The organism is Kribbella qitaiheensis (assembly GCF_014217565.1).
Taxonomy (GTDB): domain Bacteria; phylum Actinomycetota; class Actinomycetes; order Propionibacteriales; family Kribbellaceae; genus Kribbella; species Kribbella qitaiheensis_A.
Genome location: NZ_CP043661.1, coordinates 2,496,438 through 2,516,000 on the forward strand (window position 1 = coordinate 2,496,438; position 19,563 = coordinate 2,516,000).

The 19,563-nt window shown below is 64.6% G+C and carries 21 protein-coding genes and 1 pseudogene; 9 read left to right on the plus strand and 13 right to left on the minus strand.

What is annotated here, in order from left to right; translation table 11 throughout:
* Positions 1-118: 118 nt before the first annotated feature.
* Complete coding sequence (locus F1D05_RS11375) at positions 119-976, plus strand: alpha/beta fold hydrolase (RefSeq protein ID WP_185447465.1); 858 nt, start codon at positions 119-121, stop codon at positions 974-976.
* Positions 977-1,415: 439 nt separating this feature from the next.
* On the opposite strand, the gene F1D05_RS11380 is transcribed toward F1D05_RS11375, so the two are convergent.
* Entirely contained in the window at positions 1,416-1,664 is a 249-nt protein-coding gene (locus F1D05_RS11380) for a hypothetical protein (RefSeq protein ID WP_185447466.1), read from the minus strand.
* On the opposite strand from F1D05_RS11380, the gene F1D05_RS11385 reads away from it, so the two are divergent.
* Positions 1,657-2,139 (plus strand): winged helix-turn-helix domain-containing protein, encoded by a 483-nt coding sequence (locus F1D05_RS11385; RefSeq protein ID WP_185447467.1) that lies wholly within the window; start codon positions 1,657-1,659, stop codon positions 2,137-2,139. The genes F1D05_RS11380 and F1D05_RS11385 overlap by 8 nt on opposite strands.
* Positions 2,140-2,267: 128 nt before the next feature.
* Here the strand turns inward: F1D05_RS11385 and F1D05_RS11390 are convergent, their stop codons facing one another.
* Together F1D05_RS11390 and F1D05_RS11395 are read right to left on the minus strand one after the other, a co-directional pair.
* Positions 2,268-3,338, minus strand: a complete 1,071-nt coding sequence (locus F1D05_RS11390; RefSeq protein ID WP_185447468.1) for a hypothetical protein — start codon at positions 3,336-3,338, stop codon at positions 2,268-2,270.
* Positions 3,335-3,838 carry an RNA polymerase sigma factor gene (locus F1D05_RS11395; RefSeq protein ID WP_185447469.1) on the minus strand — a complete coding sequence of 168 codons (504 nt, stop codon included), beginning with the start codon at positions 3,836-3,838 and terminating at the stop codon, positions 3,335-3,337. Before F1D05_RS11395 ends, F1D05_RS11390 begins: the two co-directional genes overlap by 4 nt.
* Before the next feature lie 930 nt (positions 3,839-4,768).
* On the opposite strand from F1D05_RS11395, the gene F1D05_RS11400 reads away from it, so the two are divergent.
* Positions 4,769-5,596, plus strand: a complete 828-nt coding sequence (locus F1D05_RS11400; RefSeq protein ID WP_185447470.1) for a hypothetical protein — start codon at positions 4,769-4,771, stop codon at positions 5,594-5,596.
* 50 nt (positions 5,597-5,646) lie between these two features.
* Complete coding sequence (locus tag F1D05_RS11405) at positions 5,647-5,907, plus strand: hypothetical protein (protein ID WP_246486605.1); 261 nt, start codon at positions 5,647-5,649, stop codon at positions 5,905-5,907.
* 105 nt (positions 5,908-6,012) lie between these two features.
* Here the strand turns inward: F1D05_RS11405 and F1D05_RS11410 are convergent, their stop codons facing one another.
* The 3 genes from F1D05_RS11410 to F1D05_RS11420 all read right to left on the minus strand — a co-directional run bounded on the left by F1D05_RS11410 (position 6,013) and on the right by F1D05_RS11420 (position 8,412).
* Entirely contained in the window at positions 6,013-6,807 is a 795-nt protein-coding gene (locus tag F1D05_RS11410) for an ABC transporter ATP-binding protein (RefSeq protein WP_246486606.1), read from the minus strand.
* Between the two features lie 139 nt (positions 6,808-6,946).
* The gene (locus F1D05_RS11415) at positions 6,947-7,243 is read right to left on the minus strand and encodes a hypothetical protein (RefSeq protein ID WP_185447474.1); all 297 of its coding nucleotides are present in this window, start codon (positions 7,241-7,243) and stop codon (positions 6,947-6,949) included.
* Positions 7,243-8,412 (minus strand): helix-turn-helix domain-containing protein, encoded by a 1,170-nt coding sequence (locus F1D05_RS11420; RefSeq protein ID WP_185447475.1) that lies wholly within the window; start codon positions 8,410-8,412, stop codon positions 7,243-7,245. Before F1D05_RS11420 ends, F1D05_RS11415 begins: the two co-directional genes overlap by 1 nt.
* Positions 8,413-8,700: 288 nt before the next feature.
* Here F1D05_RS11420 and F1D05_RS11425 point away from each other — a divergent pair, with 288 nt between their 5' ends.
* The 5 genes from F1D05_RS11425 to F1D05_RS11445 all read left to right on the plus strand — a co-directional run bounded on the left by F1D05_RS11425 (position 8,701) and on the right by F1D05_RS11445 (position 12,647).
* Positions 8,701-9,075, plus strand: coding sequence for a hypothetical protein (locus F1D05_RS11425; protein WP_185447476.1), 375 nt, complete (start codon positions 8,701-8,703; stop codon positions 9,073-9,075).
* On the plus strand, positions 9,072-9,428 hold the full coding sequence (locus tag F1D05_RS11430) for a hypothetical protein (RefSeq protein WP_185447478.1): 357 nt from the start codon (positions 9,072-9,074) through the stop codon (positions 9,426-9,428). Before F1D05_RS11425 ends, F1D05_RS11430 begins: the two co-directional genes overlap by 4 nt.
* A gap of 677 nt (positions 9,429-10,105) precedes the next feature.
* Entirely contained in the window at positions 10,106-10,273 is a 168-nt protein-coding gene (locus F1D05_RS11435) for a hypothetical protein (RefSeq protein WP_206685912.1), read from the plus strand.
* Between the two features lie 188 nt (positions 10,274-10,461).
* Positions 10,462-10,809, plus strand: a complete 348-nt coding sequence (locus tag F1D05_RS11440) for a hypothetical protein (RefSeq protein ID WP_185444046.1) — start codon at positions 10,462-10,464, stop codon at positions 10,807-10,809.
* A 113-nt stretch (positions 10,810-10,922) separates the two neighbouring features.
* Complete coding sequence (locus F1D05_RS11445; RefSeq protein ID WP_185447480.1) at positions 10,923-12,647, plus strand: FtsK/SpoIIIE domain-containing protein; 1,725 nt, start codon at positions 10,923-10,925, stop codon at positions 12,645-12,647.
* A 577-nt stretch (positions 12,648-13,224) separates the two neighbouring features.
* On the opposite strand, the gene F1D05_RS11450 is transcribed toward F1D05_RS11445, so the two are convergent.
* The 7 genes and pseudogenes from F1D05_RS11450 to F1D05_RS11480 form a co-directional block, all read right to left on the minus strand.
* A complete protein-coding gene (locus F1D05_RS11450; RefSeq protein ID WP_246486851.1) occupies positions 13,225-14,796 on the minus strand; it encodes a recombinase family protein in 1,572 nt (523 codons plus the stop codon).
* Positions 14,797-14,856: 60 nt separating this feature from the next.
* Positions 14,857-14,988, minus strand: a pseudogene (locus F1D05_RS11455) (ATP-binding cassette domain-containing protein); the annotation flags it as partial.
* A gap of 44 nt (positions 14,989-15,032) precedes the next feature.
* Positions 15,033-15,839, minus strand: a complete 807-nt coding sequence (locus F1D05_RS11460) for an ABC transporter permease (RefSeq protein WP_206686336.1) — start codon at positions 15,837-15,839, stop codon at positions 15,033-15,035.
* A 1-nt stretch (position 15,840) separates the two neighbouring features.
* The gene (locus F1D05_RS11465) at positions 15,841-16,638 is read right to left on the minus strand and encodes an ABC transporter permease (RefSeq protein WP_185447482.1); all 798 of its coding nucleotides are present in this window, start codon (positions 16,636-16,638) and stop codon (positions 15,841-15,843) included.
* A gap of 175 nt (positions 16,639-16,813) precedes the next feature.
* A complete protein-coding gene (locus tag F1D05_RS11470) occupies positions 16,814-17,668 on the minus strand; it encodes an alpha/beta fold hydrolase (protein ID WP_185447484.1) in 855 nt (284 codons plus the stop codon).
* On the minus strand, positions 17,665-18,510 hold the full coding sequence (locus F1D05_RS11475; protein ID WP_185447486.1) for an alpha/beta hydrolase: 846 nt from the start codon (positions 18,508-18,510) through the stop codon (positions 17,665-17,667). The genes F1D05_RS11470 and F1D05_RS11475 overlap by 4 nt, the downstream gene beginning before the upstream one ends.
* A gap of 128 nt (positions 18,511-18,638) precedes the next feature.
* On the minus strand, positions 18,639-19,535 hold the full coding sequence (locus F1D05_RS11480; protein ID WP_185447488.1) for a RecB family exonuclease: 897 nt from the start codon (positions 19,533-19,535) through the stop codon (positions 18,639-18,641).
* Positions 19,536-19,563: the final 28 nt, after the last annotated feature.

Consider the following 19,563-nt stretch of genomic DNA (forward strand, 5'->3'; position numbering starts at 1 on the left):
GTGCCGCACCCCGGAACGCCCGGTAGCCCACCCCGCCGACCCGTTGCGTCCGAAGCCCCGTGGGGCAGGACCCTCGAGCCTTCGGACGCAACGATCGGGGGACGGGTTACGGTTGGGTGTGAGTACTCCGCGCACGCTGACGTTGCCCGACGGGGTGCACCCCGCGACCCTGGACACCGACCGTGGCAGCTTCGCCACCTTGCAGGCCCGCCCGGATGTCGGTACTCCGCTCGGCACGGTGCTGCTGGTCCCCGGCTGGACCGGTAGCAAAGAGGACTTCACCCCACTCGTGGACCACCTCGCGCGGTACGGGTGGATCGCCGTCGCCGTGGATCAGCGCGGCCAGTACGAGACGCCCGGGCCGGCCGACGCCACGGCGTACACGCTGGCCGAGTTCGGCGCCGACGTGGTCGCGATGAGCACGGCGCTCGGCGGCTACAGCCAACTCGTCGGGCACTCGTTCGGTGGCCTGGTCGCGCGCGAGGCCGTGCTGACCGACCCGAGTGTGTTCTCCAGCATCACGCTGCTCTGTTCAGGCCCTGGCGCTTTCGGCGACGAGGTGACGCGGCAAGGGCTGCAGATGCTCGCCTTCGGCCTGGAGAACCTGCCGATCGAGCAGGTCTACGACCTGAAGCTGGACCACGACAGCAAGGAGCTCTCGTACGTGGCGCCGGCCAGTGACGTCACCGCTTTCCTGCGCAAGCGGTTCACCGGGAACGCCCCGATCGGGCTGGCCGAGATCACCAAGCGGCTGCTGGACACCGACGACAGAACGGACCAGTTGGCCAGGTCCGGCGTCCGGGCGCAGGTCGTGTACGGCGAGACCGACGACGGCTGGCCGCTCCCGATCCAGGACGCGATGGCCGAGACCCTCGGCGTACGGGCGCAGACGGTCCCCGACGCGGGTCACTCCCCCGCGATCGACCAGCCGGCCGCCACCGCGCGTCTCCTGGTCGACTTCTTCCACAAACGCTGAGCCCAGCCGGCGAACACCTCGCAAACTCACCGTCAACCCTTTCCACGACGCTCGAAAGGGACTGGACGGGCCCCCGCCGTGACCGATAGTGGCCTGGTGGCCATTCATCTGGTCCAGACGAGTTTTGCCGAGTGGAGGGTGTCCACCGATGACGGTGCAAGCCGAAGGAGTCGCACTGCAGACTCTCAGCCCACGGCACACCGAGCTTGTCCTGGGCGACCTCGACCGGGTCCGGATCGCCGTCGCGCCGGCTCCGATGGCCAGCCTGATCTCGATCGTCGTCGACGCGCTCGGCGGACCCCGGCAGGGCATCGCGCCCGACTGGCTCCGGGCCGTCCGCCGCTCGCTGCCCACCGACGCGGCCCAGGCGGTGACGCCGATGTTCGACCGCACTCGCGCGCTGCTTCCCGCGTGCCTGACCCCACTGGGCATCGACGGCTCACCCGTCCAGGACCAGCTCACCAGGGTCGCCGACCTCTCCCCCGACGACCTCAGCGAAGGCGTCGAGATGCTGGCACCCGGCGAGCCGCCCACGCCGTGGCGAGGCGCCCTGCGCAGGCCGAGGCAGTGGACCAGCCTGTACGTGAAGGTGCTCGCCGCGGCCTGGAAGGCGTACGCCCCGATCTGGCAGCAGTCCACCGCCCTCCGCACCCGCGAGGCCGAGCGGATCGGTGCGGGCCGTGGTCACCGGCGGTCTCGACGTCCTGCTGTCGAACCTGAGCACCAGAGTCCGGTACGCCGACCAGACCCTCTACCTCTCCGACCGCTATCCGTACCGGGTCGAGCTCCAGGATCGCCCGCTCGTCATGGTGCCGCTCGTCTCCGGTGCGGCCGCCTCGGTGTTCAACCTGGACGAGCCCGACCGGGCATGGCTCGGCTATCCGGTGCCAGGGTTGGAGCGACTCGGCACCGGACCGGTCGTCACGGCCGAGGACAGCCTGAGCCTGCTGCTCGGACCGATCAGGGCCGCGATCCTGCGGGCACTGGACCGCCCGAACAGCATGGGTGGCGTGGCCGATCAACTGGACGCCGGACCGAGCACCGCGACGTACCACTGCACCCAGCTCGCATCAGCCGGCCTGGTCGTCCGCCAACGCGCCGGCCGCGAGGTGCGCATCCAACGCACCCCTCGCGGCGACGCCCTGATCGACCTACTCAGCTGATCGCGGCGACCTTCTCGGGCGCCGGACCTCGTTGCAGGACAGGGTGCATGGCTGACGATCGGTAGTCACCAACAGCACGCGGCCCCCGGGAAGCTGGTCTTCCCGGGGGCCGTGTGCTTCGCCGGTGATCAAGGGGCTGGTTTGATCACCGGTTGGATGTTGAGGTTGTCGAGGCCCAGGGGTTCGAGGGCGGTGACGGCCTTGTCGTCGAGGACGCGTAGGTCGATGTTGACGGGGTGGTCGCCGACGCCGCCGCCGTAGCTGAGGGGGCTCAGTACGGAGGTTGGGATGGCGGCGAGCTTGTTGCGGAGGTTGTCGACCTCGGTCTTGCTGAGTTTGACCTGGGTGACGCAGAGGTTGCCCTTGACCAGCGGGGTGAGGAGCCGGCGGATCTGGGCGACGTCACCATGGGCGACCCCGATCATCAGAACACTCGGACCGGTCGAGGCGCCGTTGTCGGTCGGGAGACCGTTCGGCCAGCCGATCGAGAGCTCCTGCAACTGGTTCGGGCGTGCGCTCACGAACGCCTCGACGGCCGGCGTGACCAGGTCGCTGGAGTCGCCCGGCTTCCACCCGCCGGTCGGTGCGGCACACGGGACGGTCGACCCGGCGTCCGGCAGCTTCACCACCGGACCTTGCTTGTCGACGGCGATCTGGCCGTCGGTCCAGATCCCTTCCAGGTGGGCGAATCCGGCCTTCACGCCGTCGACCGTCGGCAACCCCGACAGCCTGTCCGGGTCCACTCCGGTGAGCTTGACCTCCGCGCCGGGCGCGCAGGCCGCGGGCTTCGGGGGCGCGCCGACGGTCGCCGGCAGATCCGAGGCGACCGGGATGCAGTAGACGGCCGGTTTGGCGGGGGCGGCGACCACCTGGCCGTCGACCTGGACCCGGTCGCCGTTCCGCACCTGCAGTGGATGCTTCCTGGCTCCGGTCGATGCGATCGCGCCCTTGCCCGCCGCCGTCGACTCTTTGCCTTGGGCAACGGATGGCGACGGGTCGTTCCGGTCGGGCAGGAAGACGATCGCGGCGGTCGCGATCGCCGCGACGCTGGCGGCGGCCAGCGCTGGGACGACCCAGCGGCGCGGCTTCTTCGACACGATGATCCGGTCCAGGTCCGGTTCGGGCGGGGACGGCTGACCGGCCCGCCAGCGGGCACCAGCCTCCGTCAGCAGGTCGTCGACCTCGTCGGTCGGGCTCATTCGCTGACCTCCAGCAAGGAGCGCAGGCGTGCCCGCGCATCGGAAAGAGTTGATTTGACGGTGCCCTCGGAGCAACCCATCACCGCTGCGGTGTCAGTAATCGACAAGTCAGCGAAGTAGTAGCAGTCCACAGCCAGTCGCTGCCGTGTGGACAAGGTCGTCAGTGCCTGGTCGACGTCAACCCGCGCTTCGACGTCCTGGCGGGCTACTGGGGCGTCGTGGTCGTCGAGCTCGGCGACCGGTCGTAACCGGCGGGCCGCCTTGCGGGCTTGGTCCGCGGTGATCGCGAGCAACCACGATGACGCCGTACCGCGGGAGGCGTCGTACTGGTCGCGCTTCATCCACGCCCTGGTGAGTGACTCCTGGACGATGTCGTCGCGGTCGGCTCCCACCGCGAGCCGCGCGGCCACCCTGGCCATCGCGGCCAGATGTGGGCGCACCCACGCGACGAACGTTGCCCCGTCCGCGGGCGGAGCGTTCGCACTCCGCTCATTCGTCATCGTCGACACACCCTGTCTACCCGCGGACCCCCCAGACCGGTTGGGTCCCGCCACCAAGTCAACGACAACAACCCCACCAGGTCATGCGTAGCGGGGCTACCCCGAGCCGCTGCTAAAAAGAAGAAAGGCGGGGCGTGTTCTCCCAGGTCATGCGTAGCGGGGCTACCCCGAGCCGCTGCTAAAAAGAAGAAAGGCGGGGCGTGTTCTCCCAGGTCATGCCCCGCCCGCCACCCAGAACCCCCAGTTACCCAGCACTCCTGACGCATCTGTGGGGCCGAGTCAGTGCCCCCTGTCAGTGCCCCCTGCATCGCGAAAGTTGATCATTCGCCTGGTTTTACCGTTCTGTGGATGAAACGGTCGACAAGCCGCCATCCCCGAGGTCGCCCAGTTCGCCCAGTGCGCCAGGGCCCGTTGCGTCCGAAGAAGTCGAGTGCAGGGCCCTCAGTTCTTCGGACGCAAGCTCCTCCGGACCGCCAGACCATCACAATCACCGCGCGGCACTCTCCACCACGCTCGCCGGAGGCCAGAACTACCCGATTGTGATGGCGCAGCGGTCCGGCCTACCTCGCCAGACGAGGGCACGGCGAGGCGATCCGGTAGGTGCGATCGGTGGCAAGTCGGGCGGTAGGTGGACGAGTGGAGGGCGCGGCAGGGCGGAGTCTGCGGGAGAAGCGAGTCCGTCCTCGGCATGGCGGAGCCACCCCACACCGGGACCCGACGACCGCCCGACCACCCCGGCCCCGCGCACCGGCGTACAGGCAGCCCGTCAACCCGCCCATCCACGCAACGCCAAAACAGGACCAACGAGCAACCCTCCTGACCCACACCTACGTCGGAAGAGCCAGTTATCCACAGATTTCAGAAGCCACCCCATGGCTTGTTCGCGGCTGACTACCGTCGAAGGACCGGAATCTACTGGGGAGAATTCTGATGCCACCGCCAGAGCTGGACGACCTGCCCGAGCCGCACGATCTTCACAACCGCCTCAGCGCCGACCGTCCACTCGATTGGGGTGATCCGCTGCCCTCGAAGGCTCAGATCGCCGCGGAGTTCGGTGCAGGTGCGGCAACCCGCGGCCTGGAATTTCTGACCAGGGCGCTCGAGGTCGAAAAGCGAGTCACAGCAGACTTCACGGCTGCCGTTCCGTCGGGCACGGTGCCCCACAACCTACAGAACCGAATGAAGTCCCCACACTCCCTGGCCCGCAAGCTCCGCAAGACGGAGAACTACTGGTCGCCCCGTGATCCTGAGGACGTTCTTCGCTACACCGTCGTTGCCCCTGAGCCGGACGACCTCGTCGAAGCCGCAGCCGGCATCGTGCGAGACCTACAGTCCAAGGGCTGGGTGATGGACTCGGCGCATCACTCGTACGTCGATGGCAGCAGATACAAGGGGCTGCACGCCTTCATGCATTGTCAAGGTGAACTGGTCGAGCTACAGATCCATTCGCAGGAGTCGCTCGAGGTCAAAACCCGGACCACTCCCCTCTACGAGGTCGAGCGCGATCCGCGCCAGAGCCCACCCGCGCGCGCCGCCGCCCGCGCCGCCTGCATCAGCATGTCGGTCCAGATGCGGCAACCCATCGGCATCGCAGAACTCACCGAACTCGGTGGCGTGCCTGTCAGTACCAGAAGCTACGGTGGGACGCACAGCACCGCCTTGGCGCGACCTGGTGCGAAAACGCCCTCGACCGCCCAAGTACCGGCCAAGCCTGGACATCCGGCGCCCGGCAAACCTCGAGATGGGATCGAACGATGACGCGGCTCTACCTGGTCAGTGATGCTAGTCGACGGCTTTGGGTTGCCGCGTTGATCGATGAGGATATCTGGACCTATGTTGCCAACACCGGCAAGTTCCACCGCAACGACGGGCTGCGGCATGACTACTTCATGCTCAGGGAGCTTCACTACTCCGACATCGGGCTCGCGGAGGCACGGCGGTTGATCTCCGGCGGCGTCGGGACAGTTGACGGAACGCTGTTCCCCGACTCCCTCAAAGGCTGGCTCGAAGACCCCGAGTCACTCACCACCGACCAGGTCTTCGCCGCCCACATTGCCGACCTGGCCTGACTCACAGGTTTCGCACGGCGTGAAGCGTCCCAACCCCCGAGAGCGCTTACGTCCGAAGTACTGGTGGGCGTGACCCTAACTTCTTCGGACGTAAGGCGGCTCGGGTTAGCGAGTGCCGGCGGCGGTGTAGAGGCGGGCGATGATTGATTCGATGTCGGGTTCGGCTACGGAGAGGTCGACCAGGGGGTAGGAGGCTGCGATCTGGGCTACCAGGGGCGCGGCTGAGGTGGTGGTGGGGAAGGAGAGGTACTGGCGGGGGCCGTCGACCTTGGTGACGGTGGCACCGTCCACGGTGATGGGCGGGAGGGAGGAGGCGAGGTCGACGACCAGGGTGCGGGGCGCCGACTGGCTCGCCCGGAGGCCGGCCAGCGTTCCGTCGTACACCTGATGGCCGTGGTCGATCACCATCACCCGCGAGCAGAGTGCCTCGATGTCGTCCAGGTCGTGGGTCGTCAGGATGATCGTCGTCCCGCGATCTTTGGTGACCTGGGCAAGGAATTCGCGCAGTCGCGCCTTGCTGATGATGTCGAGCCCGATCGTGGGTTCGTCCAGGTAGACGATCTCCGGGTCGTGCAGCAGCGCCGCCGCGATGTCGCCGCGCATCCGCTGACCCAGCGACAACTGCCGCACCGGTACGTCGAGCAGGTCGCCGAGATCGAGCAGTTCGACGAAGGTGGCCAGGTTCTCGGCATGCCGGTCCCGCGGTACGCCGTACATCTTCTGCAGGACCGCGAACGAGTCCTTCAACGGCAGGTCCCACCACAGCGTCGTGCGCTGACCGAAGACGACGCCGATCCGCCTGGCCAGCTTCAGCCGGTTCCGCGACGGATCCACCCCGGCCACCCGGATCGCCCCGCCGGTCGGGACCAGGATGCCGGTCAGCATCTTGATCGTAGTCAAGTTGCAGGACTGGCACCCTTGACGTTTCCGCAGGTCAGAGCCACTTTCAGTGGCCTGCCGCGCAGCCCGTAGCGGCCCACGGAGAGGGTCACACGCCTCCCCGCAGGGCCACCGACCCTCAGCGGTTCAGGCTGCCTCGTCATCTGGGGTTATCTGAGTCCGCAGAAGGCGTCTGCCAATCAATGTAGGAGGACTGCACATCAATCACGTCTCCGTGATTTGCTGCAAGTTCGTTGACCATCCTTACCGGAACGCCGATATACCACCCGTCGCCCGACAGGAACTCACTCCATGTATCCGGCAAGTCAGCAGGACTTGTAATGCTCGAAATATCGACTCTCATAGAGTCCGGGCTTAGCAGACCTTCGGGCGTCAGGCGCTGCAACCAGCCGAAGCCGTCAGCGCAGAAGATCCAGCCTTGCTGTAAAGCCGTCATCATCGAACCTTTAGCGCCTCGGCGAGGTCGCGAACGGAAGTTCTATCTCGTTCACTCGGTGGCACGGCGAGGTATACGCGCTGACCGAGACCGTGAATTACCTTGCTCCGTTCGGTTTCTAGAAGTTGGCGAGCTTGGCCAGCGCCAGTATCAATGTCTTCGCTTTGCACAACGCCCCAAGCTCGGTGCATATCAAGTTGAGCACGCCAACGGATCGCAGCTTTGGGAAGCTTCTCGGCCTCGGCCTGAATAGCCTGGGCTTTGGCAATATCACCTAGCGCCGTGTAGGTCCAACTAGCGGCGATAGCTAAACGCCAACCCGGCATCGCGAAGATTGACGAACCATCTTGGTCTTGAGCCAACTCTAGTGACCGGTAGGCGGAACCTAAAGCCTGATTTGCAGATCTCGAATCCCCTTGGCTAGCGAAGACATGAGCCTTCGCCGCGTGCGCCTCGATCAGGGCTGACGCTGGACCACCGAACGTGATCGGGTAGTCAGCAGATTGCAGGACCTCTTTATCTTCGCCGCCTTCATAAAACACGCGATACGCAAGTCTGGCCCGACTCCACGCACGCATATCTCTATCACCGGAATGATCGGCCAACTTAACAGCGGTGTTATACCAACGTTTGGCGGTGACGGGATCACCAAGGCTAGCAACTGACGATCCATAGACCATTGCGAGCCGGACGCCGTGCCTTCCTCTGAGGTGGGGGTTGGCCGACAAAACGAGCAAGTCACCCATGGCTCTCTGCGACAGTTCAGAAAGTGGTTCCGTCATAAAGCCTCGACCATAAGTAGAGACGATGCTTTCCCAATCGTCGGCATCAGTGACAAGGCTCGCCGCTCGATCAAGAGAATGACGCAACGTTTCTGCGACTGCACTCGGCGCAATTGCGCCCACACTCGTTAGCGTTCCGAGCGCCTTCAAAAGGGTGCGGCGGTACACTTCGTCATCATCTCCTAACCGCGCAAGCTCTGTGAATAAGCCAGATGTTTCTAGCGCTTGGTCCACAGCTTGCGCGAATGCTTCGGTTGGTTGTCGCAATCCAGTTTCGACGTGCCCAATGAACGCCGGAGAGAAGTACACGAGACGGGCCAAGCCCCGGAGGCTCAGGTCTCGCGAGCTCCGCACCGATCTAAGGGTTTCCCCAAAGCTACTGCCCATCGTGCCCCGCTCCTAGCGCTGATGTCCGCACCGTCACGCCATTTGTAGACGGCTTGTAGACAGCGGATCCCTGGTCTCAACGTCCAACACCTAGCAGGCTACTCCGTATGGCCGACCAAGGCCCAGGGAGACGGTGCGACAGGAGGAGGTCAGATAGCTGATGGATATCCAGAGTGCGGCCAATTGGGGCGCGGTGGTTCTGGCCGTGCTGGCCTTGGCTGACTTCGCGACGATTCTTGCGATTCGTGCGTCTATGCGTCGCGATGAGTCGGGTTCTGGGTCGGCCTGATGGATGACTGCGGGGACTGGCTCAAGCGGTATGCGTTGGTCTATCTGCGGCATGTGCCGCCGTTGACTAAGCCTGATGTGTATTCGCTCCAAGGGGTTATGCGCCGGTTTGCCGTAGAGAGCGGCGTGCAGGTGGTCGGCCTGTTCGTTGAGAAGCCGGAAGATTCTTCGGTGGCTTTAAGGGCATTGCTTAAGCGGGTCGAGTCGCGCGGTATCAGGGTGGTGCTTGTGCCCGAGCCAAACTATTTCCCGGACAGTGAGCCTGCCGTGTCGGTGGTTAACAGGTTCAAAGAACTTGACGTGGACGTGAAAGTTTTACCGTTGGTTTCGATTCTGAAGTGGAAGAGCAGTCTTTCGAGCGGGGAGGGTCAATGACGATTCTTGCGGAGAACAGTGTGAGCACTGGGCAGAAACCGGCACCGTATGTCGCGGCGTATATCCGTCGGCATGTGCTGATGACGCCACGGGAAATGGCGCAAGCCCAGCAGGGCATCATCGCTTTCGCGCGAGCGAGGGGGTTGGAGATCGCCGAAATCTTTGTCGAAGAGTTGGAGACGGTCCCTGACGCTTTCGCGCGCATGGCGGAGAAACTGCACGGTACGGGCGAACGTGTAGTGATCTTGCCGGGCGTGCATCATCTCGCCGGTTTAGGTACTCCACCGCTGGTCGCGTTGCAGGCTTTCACGGCTGACGGGGTTCAGGTGCTGATTGCCGGACACGTCGAGTAACTCTGACCGGTCAGGTTGGCCGGTGGGCAGCATCAAGGTTTCTGCCCGGTCATCCTGGCTTCGGCGGGGCGCGGCATGGCGTAACCATTCCGCCCCTCACAACGGAAAAGAGAACCATGTAGCGCCCCGCCGTTTCCAATAGACGGCAGTCCCTCGCTCGCGTCCCATTCGATTGCGTATGGCACTTCACAAGCGAGCGGGGGACTGCTGAAACACAACTGAATAGTTTTTACACGTAACCCGTGACCGCAACTCACGGAACACTTACCCGTCCCCCGAGGGGTAAGTGTTCCGTGCGCCGGTCGCGGGCCTATCGTGCGGTTGCAGCCCGATTTGCGTCGGTGTGTTAGGGGGTTTGCAACTTGTTGCAATTAGCTTGGGAATACATTCGAGAGGTGGTTGTGTTGGGCAATAGAGAACGATTCGTCACTCATGCGGAGGTGGTTGTTTGAAGCTCGGTCAGCAAATGCGGTACCTGACTCGTTGTGCATGTCTTGCGCGAAAGGACAGGGGCCGGGCTGGCTGTGAGAAGTGTTTGCGCCGCTACGCCTATGCGCGGAACGGCCAGACGAAAGGTTGCCGGTGAATCTCACGGACCGGCAATCCACGGGGACATTGCCCTCTCTCTTCACTATCCGAGGAGAATCGAGAGGGGGTGATGAGTACTGATTATTTCGGTGTCACTGCTGCTGACGTTTGCTGTCGGTGTCTTTGTGTTGATCCGCTACACAAGTCTCACGGTCATTCAGGCTGTGATTTGTGTTCTGTTCGGGTTCTTCCTGGCATCCAGCGAGTTCGCGCCGTATATCCGGCAGTTCCTGTCCGAGTTCCTCGGCGCTAAGTAATTGCTGTGTCCGGTGTCTAAGTAGCTGACACGGTCGGGCCACTGTCTAGGGAGGCAGTTTGTGGCCCGGCCACTCCCAGCGGTATCTGTCATTTCCTAACACGTTTGGAGTAGTTCTATGTCTTTGCAGGGTTCATGTTGTCTATCAAAGGTCGGTGATTTGTTCTGAACGTGCATTCCGCACGTCGTATGTCTCTTGAGCAAGTAGATGCAGCCCGCGCCCGATTTGAGGCGACTTTGCGCGCGGCTCCCCTGAACCTTCCCGCCGATACCGGCGTGGATGCTTTCGTCATCTCTTCGGCCGATGTTGCCGACTTGGTCCGGGAAATCAAGCGTCTCCGTTCCCGCTATTTCGTTCTCGAAGCCGCGTGCCGTGCCGGGTTGCTGGCAGCGGTCGAGAACGACTCTCGTCCTGCCCCGTTGTGGGTGCTGGACTCGCCGTGGCTTTACGTCACGGATGCCCTCGCCGCGCCCCCGGTCTTTCACCCGCTGGCCGATGTTCTCCCCTTGATCTTTTGGGGAGGTGAACAGCTTTGATGCGTCGCCGTGGCGCGGCCCCTTACCGGGGCCGCCCCGGCGGTCGTCGTGGCCGCCGGGACGAAATGTTCATGATTCCTGTCAACTATGGACGCGGTAATGATGCCTATTGGGTGGGCGAGTTGTTCCGCGTGTTGTGGCGTTACCGCGCGGAGCTGGCCCCGCTGTATTGGCTGGCAGGGTGCTTTATCGCGGGGGCATGGCTCCACGCAGTGCACTCCAATTGGTGGCCAGTGACCGGACTGGCCGGTATCGCTGGAATTGTGACTCTCGCGATTCGTCCGGCCCGTTTGGTCGAGCGGTTTCCGTTGCTGGCCCGGTGGCGGGTCCGGCTGTGGGGTGGCGGTTTTATCGGTTACGTGTCGGCATGGCTGTCTTGTGCGGCCATTTACGGCGCGACCGCTGGGCCAATGGAATCTTTCGCTCTCTTGGGTGCCGGGGTTTTCGCTGGTCCGTGGTTGTGGCGAGAGGACCGGCGACGCCTGACCCGCGTTCGGATTGTCCGCGACAAATTCCCAGACACTGCCGATGCCGCCGGACTGACCGGGGCAAAGATGGTGTCGGCGGTTATGGACCGGTGGGGATGGACCGCACGGATTAAACTTCGGCGCGGCCAAACCTACGGTGATGTGGTGAAACATCTCCCCGAGCTCGAATCGGCATTGGGTTCCCGGATCGGGGGGACACGCGCGGAACCGGTCACCGAGGATGCGTCGCAATTCACGTTGCGCTTGGTCGAAACCGACCCGCACGCCGCCCCTGTGAATTGGGAACCACGCCCGGTATCCGTGACCGGGAAACCGCACCTGTCGATCACCCAATCCATCATCGTCGGGTTGTTCGAGGACGGCACGCCCATTACCGTGCCGCTCTTGCGGAAGCATGTCCTGATCGGTGGCGCTACCGACTCCGGCAAATCAGGGTTGCTGAATGTGATCCTGGCCCGGATCGTTGAATGCGCCGATACGGTCATCTGGGGTATCGACCTGAAAAGGGGAATGGAGCTAGCCCCTTGGTCGAATGTCTTGCAGCGATTGGCTACCGATAACGATTCTGCGGAATGTCTGCTGAAAGCAGGCGTTGAAGAGTTGGAGAAACGCGCGGAATTTCTGACAAGCCGCGGCCGGCGTGAATGGTACCCGAAATTCGACGCTCCTGCTCTGTTCATTGTTATCGATGAATACGCGGAGCTTTCGGCGAAAGCACAGAAATACGCGGATTCGATCGCACGGCGCGGACGCGCGGTGTGCGTGAATCTCATCATCGCGACGCAGCGTCCGACCCAAAAGGCGATGGGAGACGGGTCGGCGATCCGGTCACAGATGAATATCCGCTTCTGCCTCAAAGTGAATGAGCGGCCTGACGTAGATCTGATCTTGGGTGCCGGGAAACTGTCGGCAGGGTGGGATACCACGTCGTTTGATGGAGCCGGGAAATTCCTGGTATCCGGACCCGGAATGAACACGCCGCGCCGTGGCCGCGCATTCCTCATCACCGATGCCGACGTGACGCACACAGCGGCCACCTACGCCCGTACCGGGTCGGTTGCCGACACAGCCGGGGCCGGAACCTCTGAGAGCCGTTCTGACGGCCGGTCAGGGGGTCGGGAGACCACAGGGGCACCCTTGGGCGTCTCAGGGCCGGAAATGGCGCTCTGGGCCGCGCTGCGGGACGCCCCGCGCGAGGGGGTGACCCTGGCCGTGTTGCAGGCGGCCACCGGGAAGGGCCGCCCGTGGATCTACCGGCGTCTCAAGGCGGGGCAGGCCGACGGCACCGTGACCAACCCCGACTACGGCCGGTGGAAGGCCACCACCCGCCCGCAGGATCACGTTACGTAAGTGTTCGCAGGTGTCCCAGTTGTGCACGAATCTCGCGCGCGCCCGCACGTTGAGGCACACGCTCCGGGGCGCGAACACTTCCGAGACACTTCCACTCCGGTGACACACAGTCACCAAATTGCCGGTGCCGTGAACCGGCTCGGAATGGCTGGGCCGACAACGACGGGGGTGGTCGCGTCGGCCCAGCCCGCGCGGCCCGCAACACAACCAGGGTGACCCGGCAACGTTTCGCGCGAACTAACGCGCAACTGACCTTACCGCCGACCGCAGGAGGCGATCACCAACGCCAAACCGGAAACGTCCCTCAAACCCCGCCGCAAAGGCGAGAAAGGAGAACACACAGAAACAACGCGCGGCGAAAACCTCGCCGCGCGAACTCGGAGACTACTGGAAAGACAAACCCCACAAACCCACCGATCCCGACATCATCGCGAGAGCCGCAAAATGGCCACTGCCTGACGATGCCTTAGCTGCCCTGCTAGCCCGCGTGCTTGGCATCATTGACGACTGACACACAAAGACGCCCGCTGTCCCCTCAGCATCTCGGGGGAACAGCGGGCGTCGGCTTTTAGATAGTTCAGGCGGCGAGATCCTTCATGAAACCGCCGAACGAAACACGCTTCTCAATCGGCATACGCGGATTCTTGTTCGCCTTGTGCAGCAACGGCGCACATACCATTTTGATGATCTCGCGGCGGGTCGCTACTTCCGGGATAGCAGCCCATTGCTCGGCTGCGTCCGGCCCGACCAAATCCTGAATGATATCCGGGACGGCAGCAGCCCGGATCGTTTTCTCAGCCAACTCGATCCGGTCACGCAAATCCTTTTGCATGTCCACAAAATCATCCGGGTGCATCGCGCCGGACATCCGCAAAGCCTTGTTCTCACCCAACTGCCGTTCCGCTAAAGCAATGTCGTCCTCATGGGCCTTAATGCTCGCATCGTTCACCCGACGCTGTGAAATGAGCCGCTGGTAAACATCCGGACGGGAAAGCCAAGCAACCAGCACCGACTCGACATAGGAATCGAACTTCGCGAAGTTTACCGACGAACAGTATTTCTTGCTGCACCGGTAAACAACCGCTGCACCGTTGTTCGCGGACTTGTGCTTGCTTTCCAGCCACGCGCCACACTCGGCACACCGAGCCGCATACGACAACAGCCATTCAGCATCCGGCTTGTCCTTCGCTTTCCTGCCGGTCCTGTCATGACCTTTGTCGTCACGATCAAGAATCCGCTGCACGTCCATGAATACGGCAGGGCTCACGATCCCTTCCCACTGCCCATCAGAAACCACAGTGCCGTAACTGGCCCGCTTCCCCATATAGGCCGCGTTCCTCGCAATGAACTCGACTGTCTGCCGCGACCACAGCAAACCACCCGGCGACGGAATACCCCGCGAGTTGAGATCCCTGGCGATAGCACCCGAAGTCGTCAACTTACGCAACTGCCTGAAAATGTTCTCCACCACATCGGACGTTGTGTATTCCTCTACCGTGCCGGTTTCGGTATGAACAGCGGTCCGCTCGGTCACGTCAAACACCTGCCGGTCGAAAGCGCCTGTTTTCTGATCCTTGAAACGCTCATACCCATACGGGCAACGCGACGCCGGACGGCCGTCCTTCTTCTGTTTGGCCAATCCACGGCTCACGCCGTCGCTCACCGCATCCGAGAACGTCTCACCCTGAACCGCCATATTAGCCAGTGAATTCCGGTCCGCCGTCACCCGAAGGTCATAAAGGTTTCCGTTGACCAGCCAGAAGAAGCAGCCGTTCTCAAAACACAGATTCCGCAGCATCGCGAACACTTCAAGATCTCGCTGTGACCGCGAAACATCAACAAGCACCAAGACATTAGCCTTACCCGTCTTGATCTCCTTCAAAAGCTCGGCGAAATCTTCCCGCCCAGCCGCCTTACGCCTGAATCGCGAAGCCGATTCATCGTTATCCGAGTACTCGCCGAGTTTGGTCCACCCGTTTTTCTCGATCTCCTCATTGTTCATGTCGCTTTGCTGGTCAACCGAATAGCTCTTGCGCTTCTGATCCTTACTCGCCCGCGCATAGCTCAACGCCATTACTTTCGCGCCGCCCAGCATCAACGCCATTTTGTCGGCCCACATAGACACACCCAGCGCACTAACAACCGTCATCTCGCTCAACCTCCCGTACCTCGAAGACTAGGACACGGAAGGGAGCGTCTACCGAAAGTGGACAGTGGTGGACTTCCCCGCCCCGTTCGGGCCGATGTAGCCGACCACCTCGCCGGGCTCGACGGTGAAGGACAGCCCGTCCACCGCGCGGACCTCACGCCGGGTACGCCGCAGTCCGGACCGGCTCGACACGGTGAAAGCGCGGGACACGTTCTCCAGTTCGATGACGCTCAAGCTCAGCTCCCAGTACTTCGATAGCGACGCAGACCACCACGCCAGGCGAGTGCCGCCAGCGCGATCATGACGACGGCGACGGCCGGTGCGAGCAGGCCGATCCAGCCCGGCAGCCCGAGCGGCGCCGGCTTGTCCAGCACGTAGAGCACCGGGTAGTAGTTGACGAAGGCGAGCGGTACGACGAAGGTGACGGCCCGGACGATGTTCTTGCCGAAGATCGACAACGGGTACTGCGTGAGCTGCTGGCCGCCGTAGGTGAAGGAGTTGGCCAGTTCGGCCGAGTCGATCGAGACGAACTGGAACGCGGCGCCGAGGACGAAGATCGCGCCGAAGATGACCGACCCGCTGATCAGCGAGATCGCCAGCAGACCCACCTTCGGCGCCGTCCAGTCGATCTGGAGGTTGCCGAGGGCAACCACCATCACGAGCAGCGCCTGCAGCGGGCGACCCAGCCGACGCAGGGCGAAGTTGTCCGTGACGGCCTGCAGGAACGCCGGAACCGGCCGGATCAGCCAGACATCGAGGTCGCCCGACCGGATCCGCTGCCCGATCCGCTCGACCGATCCGGTGGCGAGATCCGCCAGTCCGAGCGTCATCGACGCCGTCCCGTAGAGCAGGGCCATCTCGGCCAGGCTGAACCCGCCGAAGGACTTGAGGTGGCTGAACATCAGCAGTACGGCGATGAAGTCGGTGCCCGTGATGAGGGCCTGGCTCACCAGCATCAACAGGAACGAAGCCGGGTACGCCAGCGACGACCGCACCCACATCGCCACCAGCATCCAGTACTGCCCGGGGGCGCGTCGCAACATCTCAACCACCGGCGATCACCACCTTCCGGGTCGCGAACACGGTCGCCAGCCGGCCGGCCAGGAACAGCACGACGATCCAGAACAACTGGAACCCCAGTCCGGAGGTGGTCCCACCCGGGTTGCGCCCGAGCCAGATGTCGATCGGCACCTGCAGCGTCGCCGCCCACGGGGTCGCCCGGGCCACCGCGCCGATCCAGCCGGGGAACACGACCAGCGGCAGGATGGTGCCGGAGAAGAACAGCGACAGCACCATCGCCAGGCTCTCCAGCCCGCGCGAGTCGGTGATCCAGAATCCCGACAGCGCGACCAGGTACCGGACCCCGAAACTCACCAGGATGCCGAACGCCAGCCCGACGACGACCGCCAGCCATTGGCCAACGGACGACGGGAAGTTCAGGTCGAACACGATTGCCCCGACCAGCAGCGGAGCGCCGCCCCGGGTCAGCAACTGAAACCAGGCCCGGCCGGCGTCGACCGAGAGCCACCAGATCATCAGCTGGGTCGGCCGGTACAGATCCACCGCGATCTCACCGGTCCGGACCCGCTCGCCGAGCTCCATCGTGGTGGTCGCGCCGAAGATCCCGATCGGCGCCAGCAATCCCTGCTGCAGCCAGACGAACGTGAGCGCGTCGGACACGTCGTACCCGCCGAGGCCCGGAGAAGAATGCCACAGGGTCAGGTAGACCCCGCAGAAGATGAACCCGAACACGGTATTGGTGAACGCGCCGGACAGGGTGGCGATCCGGTACGTCGAGAATCGCCGAAACGACCGCACCGCGATCGCCCAGTACACCCCCACGCCGTACCTCCTCTCTTTCTCGAGGTGGCATCCGACGGTCCCAGCGGCACGCAGAACTACCCCGGATCCGTCGGGACCCGGGGGTTCGGACACCACTGTGGCGGCATGCTGAACATGCCGTTGTCAAGGGAAGGAGAGCGACGGTACGCCGGGGCGCGGGCGGGCGTCAACTCGATTAGCTGAGCTCCGCCTCCAGCACCTGGGCGAGCAGGGTGGCGAACTGGATCGGGTGGCTGGCATACCCGTTGTGGCCGCCGGGGAAGCTGACCACGGGCCAGCCGATGGCGTCGGAGAGCACCATCACCGGCTGGGCCGGCAGGTGTCTGGCGGCGGCCACCCCAGCAGCCGGGACCACCTTGTCCGCAACCTCCTTCAACGCTCGCAGGTCCGGCCGATAGCGGGTGAACGGCAACATCTTGTGCGCGAAGAAGTTGCCGGCGTTCGCCTCGGTCCGGTCCAGCAGCTCGCGGAACTCCGGTCGCAGGTCCTCGGGTGCAGGCAGGTCGTCCTCGTCCAGCCCGGTCCCGCCCGCGTACAGCAGCTGCGCCATCGGCACGCCCTCGCGGCGGCAGGTGTCGTACACCTCGGCGAAGAACTCCCGCGAGTTCGCCGCCTCGGCCAGCAGTTCGACGGCCGGCGGTTCGTGCGCCACCAGCATCCGGACCCGGTCCGGATACCGGCTCATCAGGTCCATCCCGGTGATCGCGCCCGTCCCGGTGCCGAAGACGAAGGCAGGGTGGTCGGGCGACAGCAGGTCCATCAGAGCCAGCGCGTCCGCCGATGAGACTTCCACCTGCTCGTCAACCGGCTCCTCGCCGACTGCCAGCCCGGCGTACGGGCTGCGGGAGTTGCCGCGCGGGTCGTAGGCGACCACCGTGTACTCCGCGGCGAGCGGGCCGACGATGCTGTCGAACGCGCCCGAGTCCGACTCGCCGTCGGCGATCAGCAACAGCAGCGGACCGGACCCGGTCACCTCGTAGTGCAGGGTCGCGCCCGGCACGGCCAGTTTGCTCAGCGTCTTGGCGCTCATCGCGCGACCTTCCCTGCCAGCACCCGCAACAGCAGGGTGGCGAACTCGAACGGGTCAGTGGTGTAGCCGGCGTGACCACCGGGGAACGCGACCACGGACCAGCCGAGCCGCTCGGACAGGGCGAGGATCGGCTCGGCCGGGAGCACCTTCGACGACTCGCTGCCGACGGCCGGGACGATCTTGTCCTCGAGCTCGGCCAACGCCGCCACGTCCGGGCGATAGGTGGTGAACGGCAGCAACTTGTGCTCGAAGAACACGTCGCTGTTGGCGTCCATCCGCTCCATCACCTCGCGGAACTCCGGTGGCAGCTCCGTCAGCGGCGGCAGCTCGTCGGCCTCGTCCATCCCGATCCCGCCGAGGAACAGCCGGTCGGCCGCGACCCGGCCGTCGCGCCGGTAGGTCTCGTACACCTGGAAGAAGAACTCCCGCGAAGATGTTGCGTCCGGCAACAGTTCGACCGCCGGCGGCTCGTGCGCGACCAGCAACCGGACCCGGTCCGGGTGCCGGACGAGCAGCTCCATCCCGGTGATCGCCCCGGAGCTACTGCCGAACACGTAGGCCGGCGAGTAAGGCGTGACCAGGTCCAGGATGGCAAGCCCATCCTCGGCCGCCTGGTCGACGCGCTCGTCGGCCGGCTCCCCGGCGTACGGACTGCGTGAGTTGCCGCGCGGATCGTAGGTGACCACGGTGTACTGCTCGGCGAGCTGTGGCACGATCCCGTCGAAGGCTGCCGCGTCGGTGGCGCCACCGGAGATGAGCAACAGGACCGGGCCGCTGCCAGTGACCTCGTAATGCAGCGTGGCGCCGGGGACGGACACCTGATTGAGCGTCTTGGTGGTCATTGCGGTCACCTTTCTTCTTCGGTGACCTCAGCCAAGACTCCCCCGCTGGCACGCCGCGCACATCCCGCTGACACGCGGATCTCAGCCGGCCCCGCGCGGTGTCAGCCGGCCCTGCCGGCCAGCCTCGGTCAGCCTGCTTCGGCGATCTCCGGAGCGGGCAGGCCGTCGGTTTCGTCGAGGGCGGCCCAGGGGTCGCGAGGTGGGGCGACGCGACGGCCCTCGGGGCAGATCCGGGCGAAGTCGCACCAGCCGCAGAGCGCGGACGGCTCGGGCGGAAAGGCTTCATCGGCTTCGGCAGGTGTCAGGCCCTGCTTCCACTCGGCCTCGGCGGCAGCCGCGTCATCGGCGATCGATTCGGCGCGGCGCCGGTGCCGGGCCAGCGACTCCTCGTCGTGGTCGGCGACCGCGATCGTGTTCGTCGGCAGGTGGTGCAACTCGACCCGCGTGCACGGGCGATGCATGACCCGGCGCGCGCCGAGGACATACAGCGCCAGGGCCAGCGACGACTTGGCATCCGCGCTGGTCAGCGGCCGGCGACCGGTCTTGTAGTCGACGATCGCGAGCTCCGTACCGCCGCTGCCGTCCCGGGCCGGGCGCTCGTCGATCCGGTCGACCCGGCCGCGCAGGCTCGCCCGCTCCGTGCTGAACGACACGGTCCGCTCCACGCCGCGCGGCTCGAAGTACGGGTCGGCGTTGTGCAGGTAGGTGGCGACCATGTCCGCCGAACGTTCGCGCCAGACGGCCGACTGCTCCGGATCGCGGAACCCCTCGTGCCGCCAGCTCGAGCGGACCAGGTTCACCGCCTCCACCCCCGTACGCCGGGAGGCGGGCCGGCGCCAGAACTCGGCCAGCACTTCGTGGACGATCGCGCCGACCGTGTTGTGCGCCCAGGGCGGACCCTTCGGCGGCCGCGGCGTCTCCAGGTAGGTGTAGCGGTACCTTCGCTTGCAGTCGGCGAAGTTGAGCAGCTTCGTCGGGGTCGCGACGAACAGCTTCGTCGGCATTCCCGGCAGCATGTCGTTCATCGGGCGATTCTCGGCATCTCGTGGATCT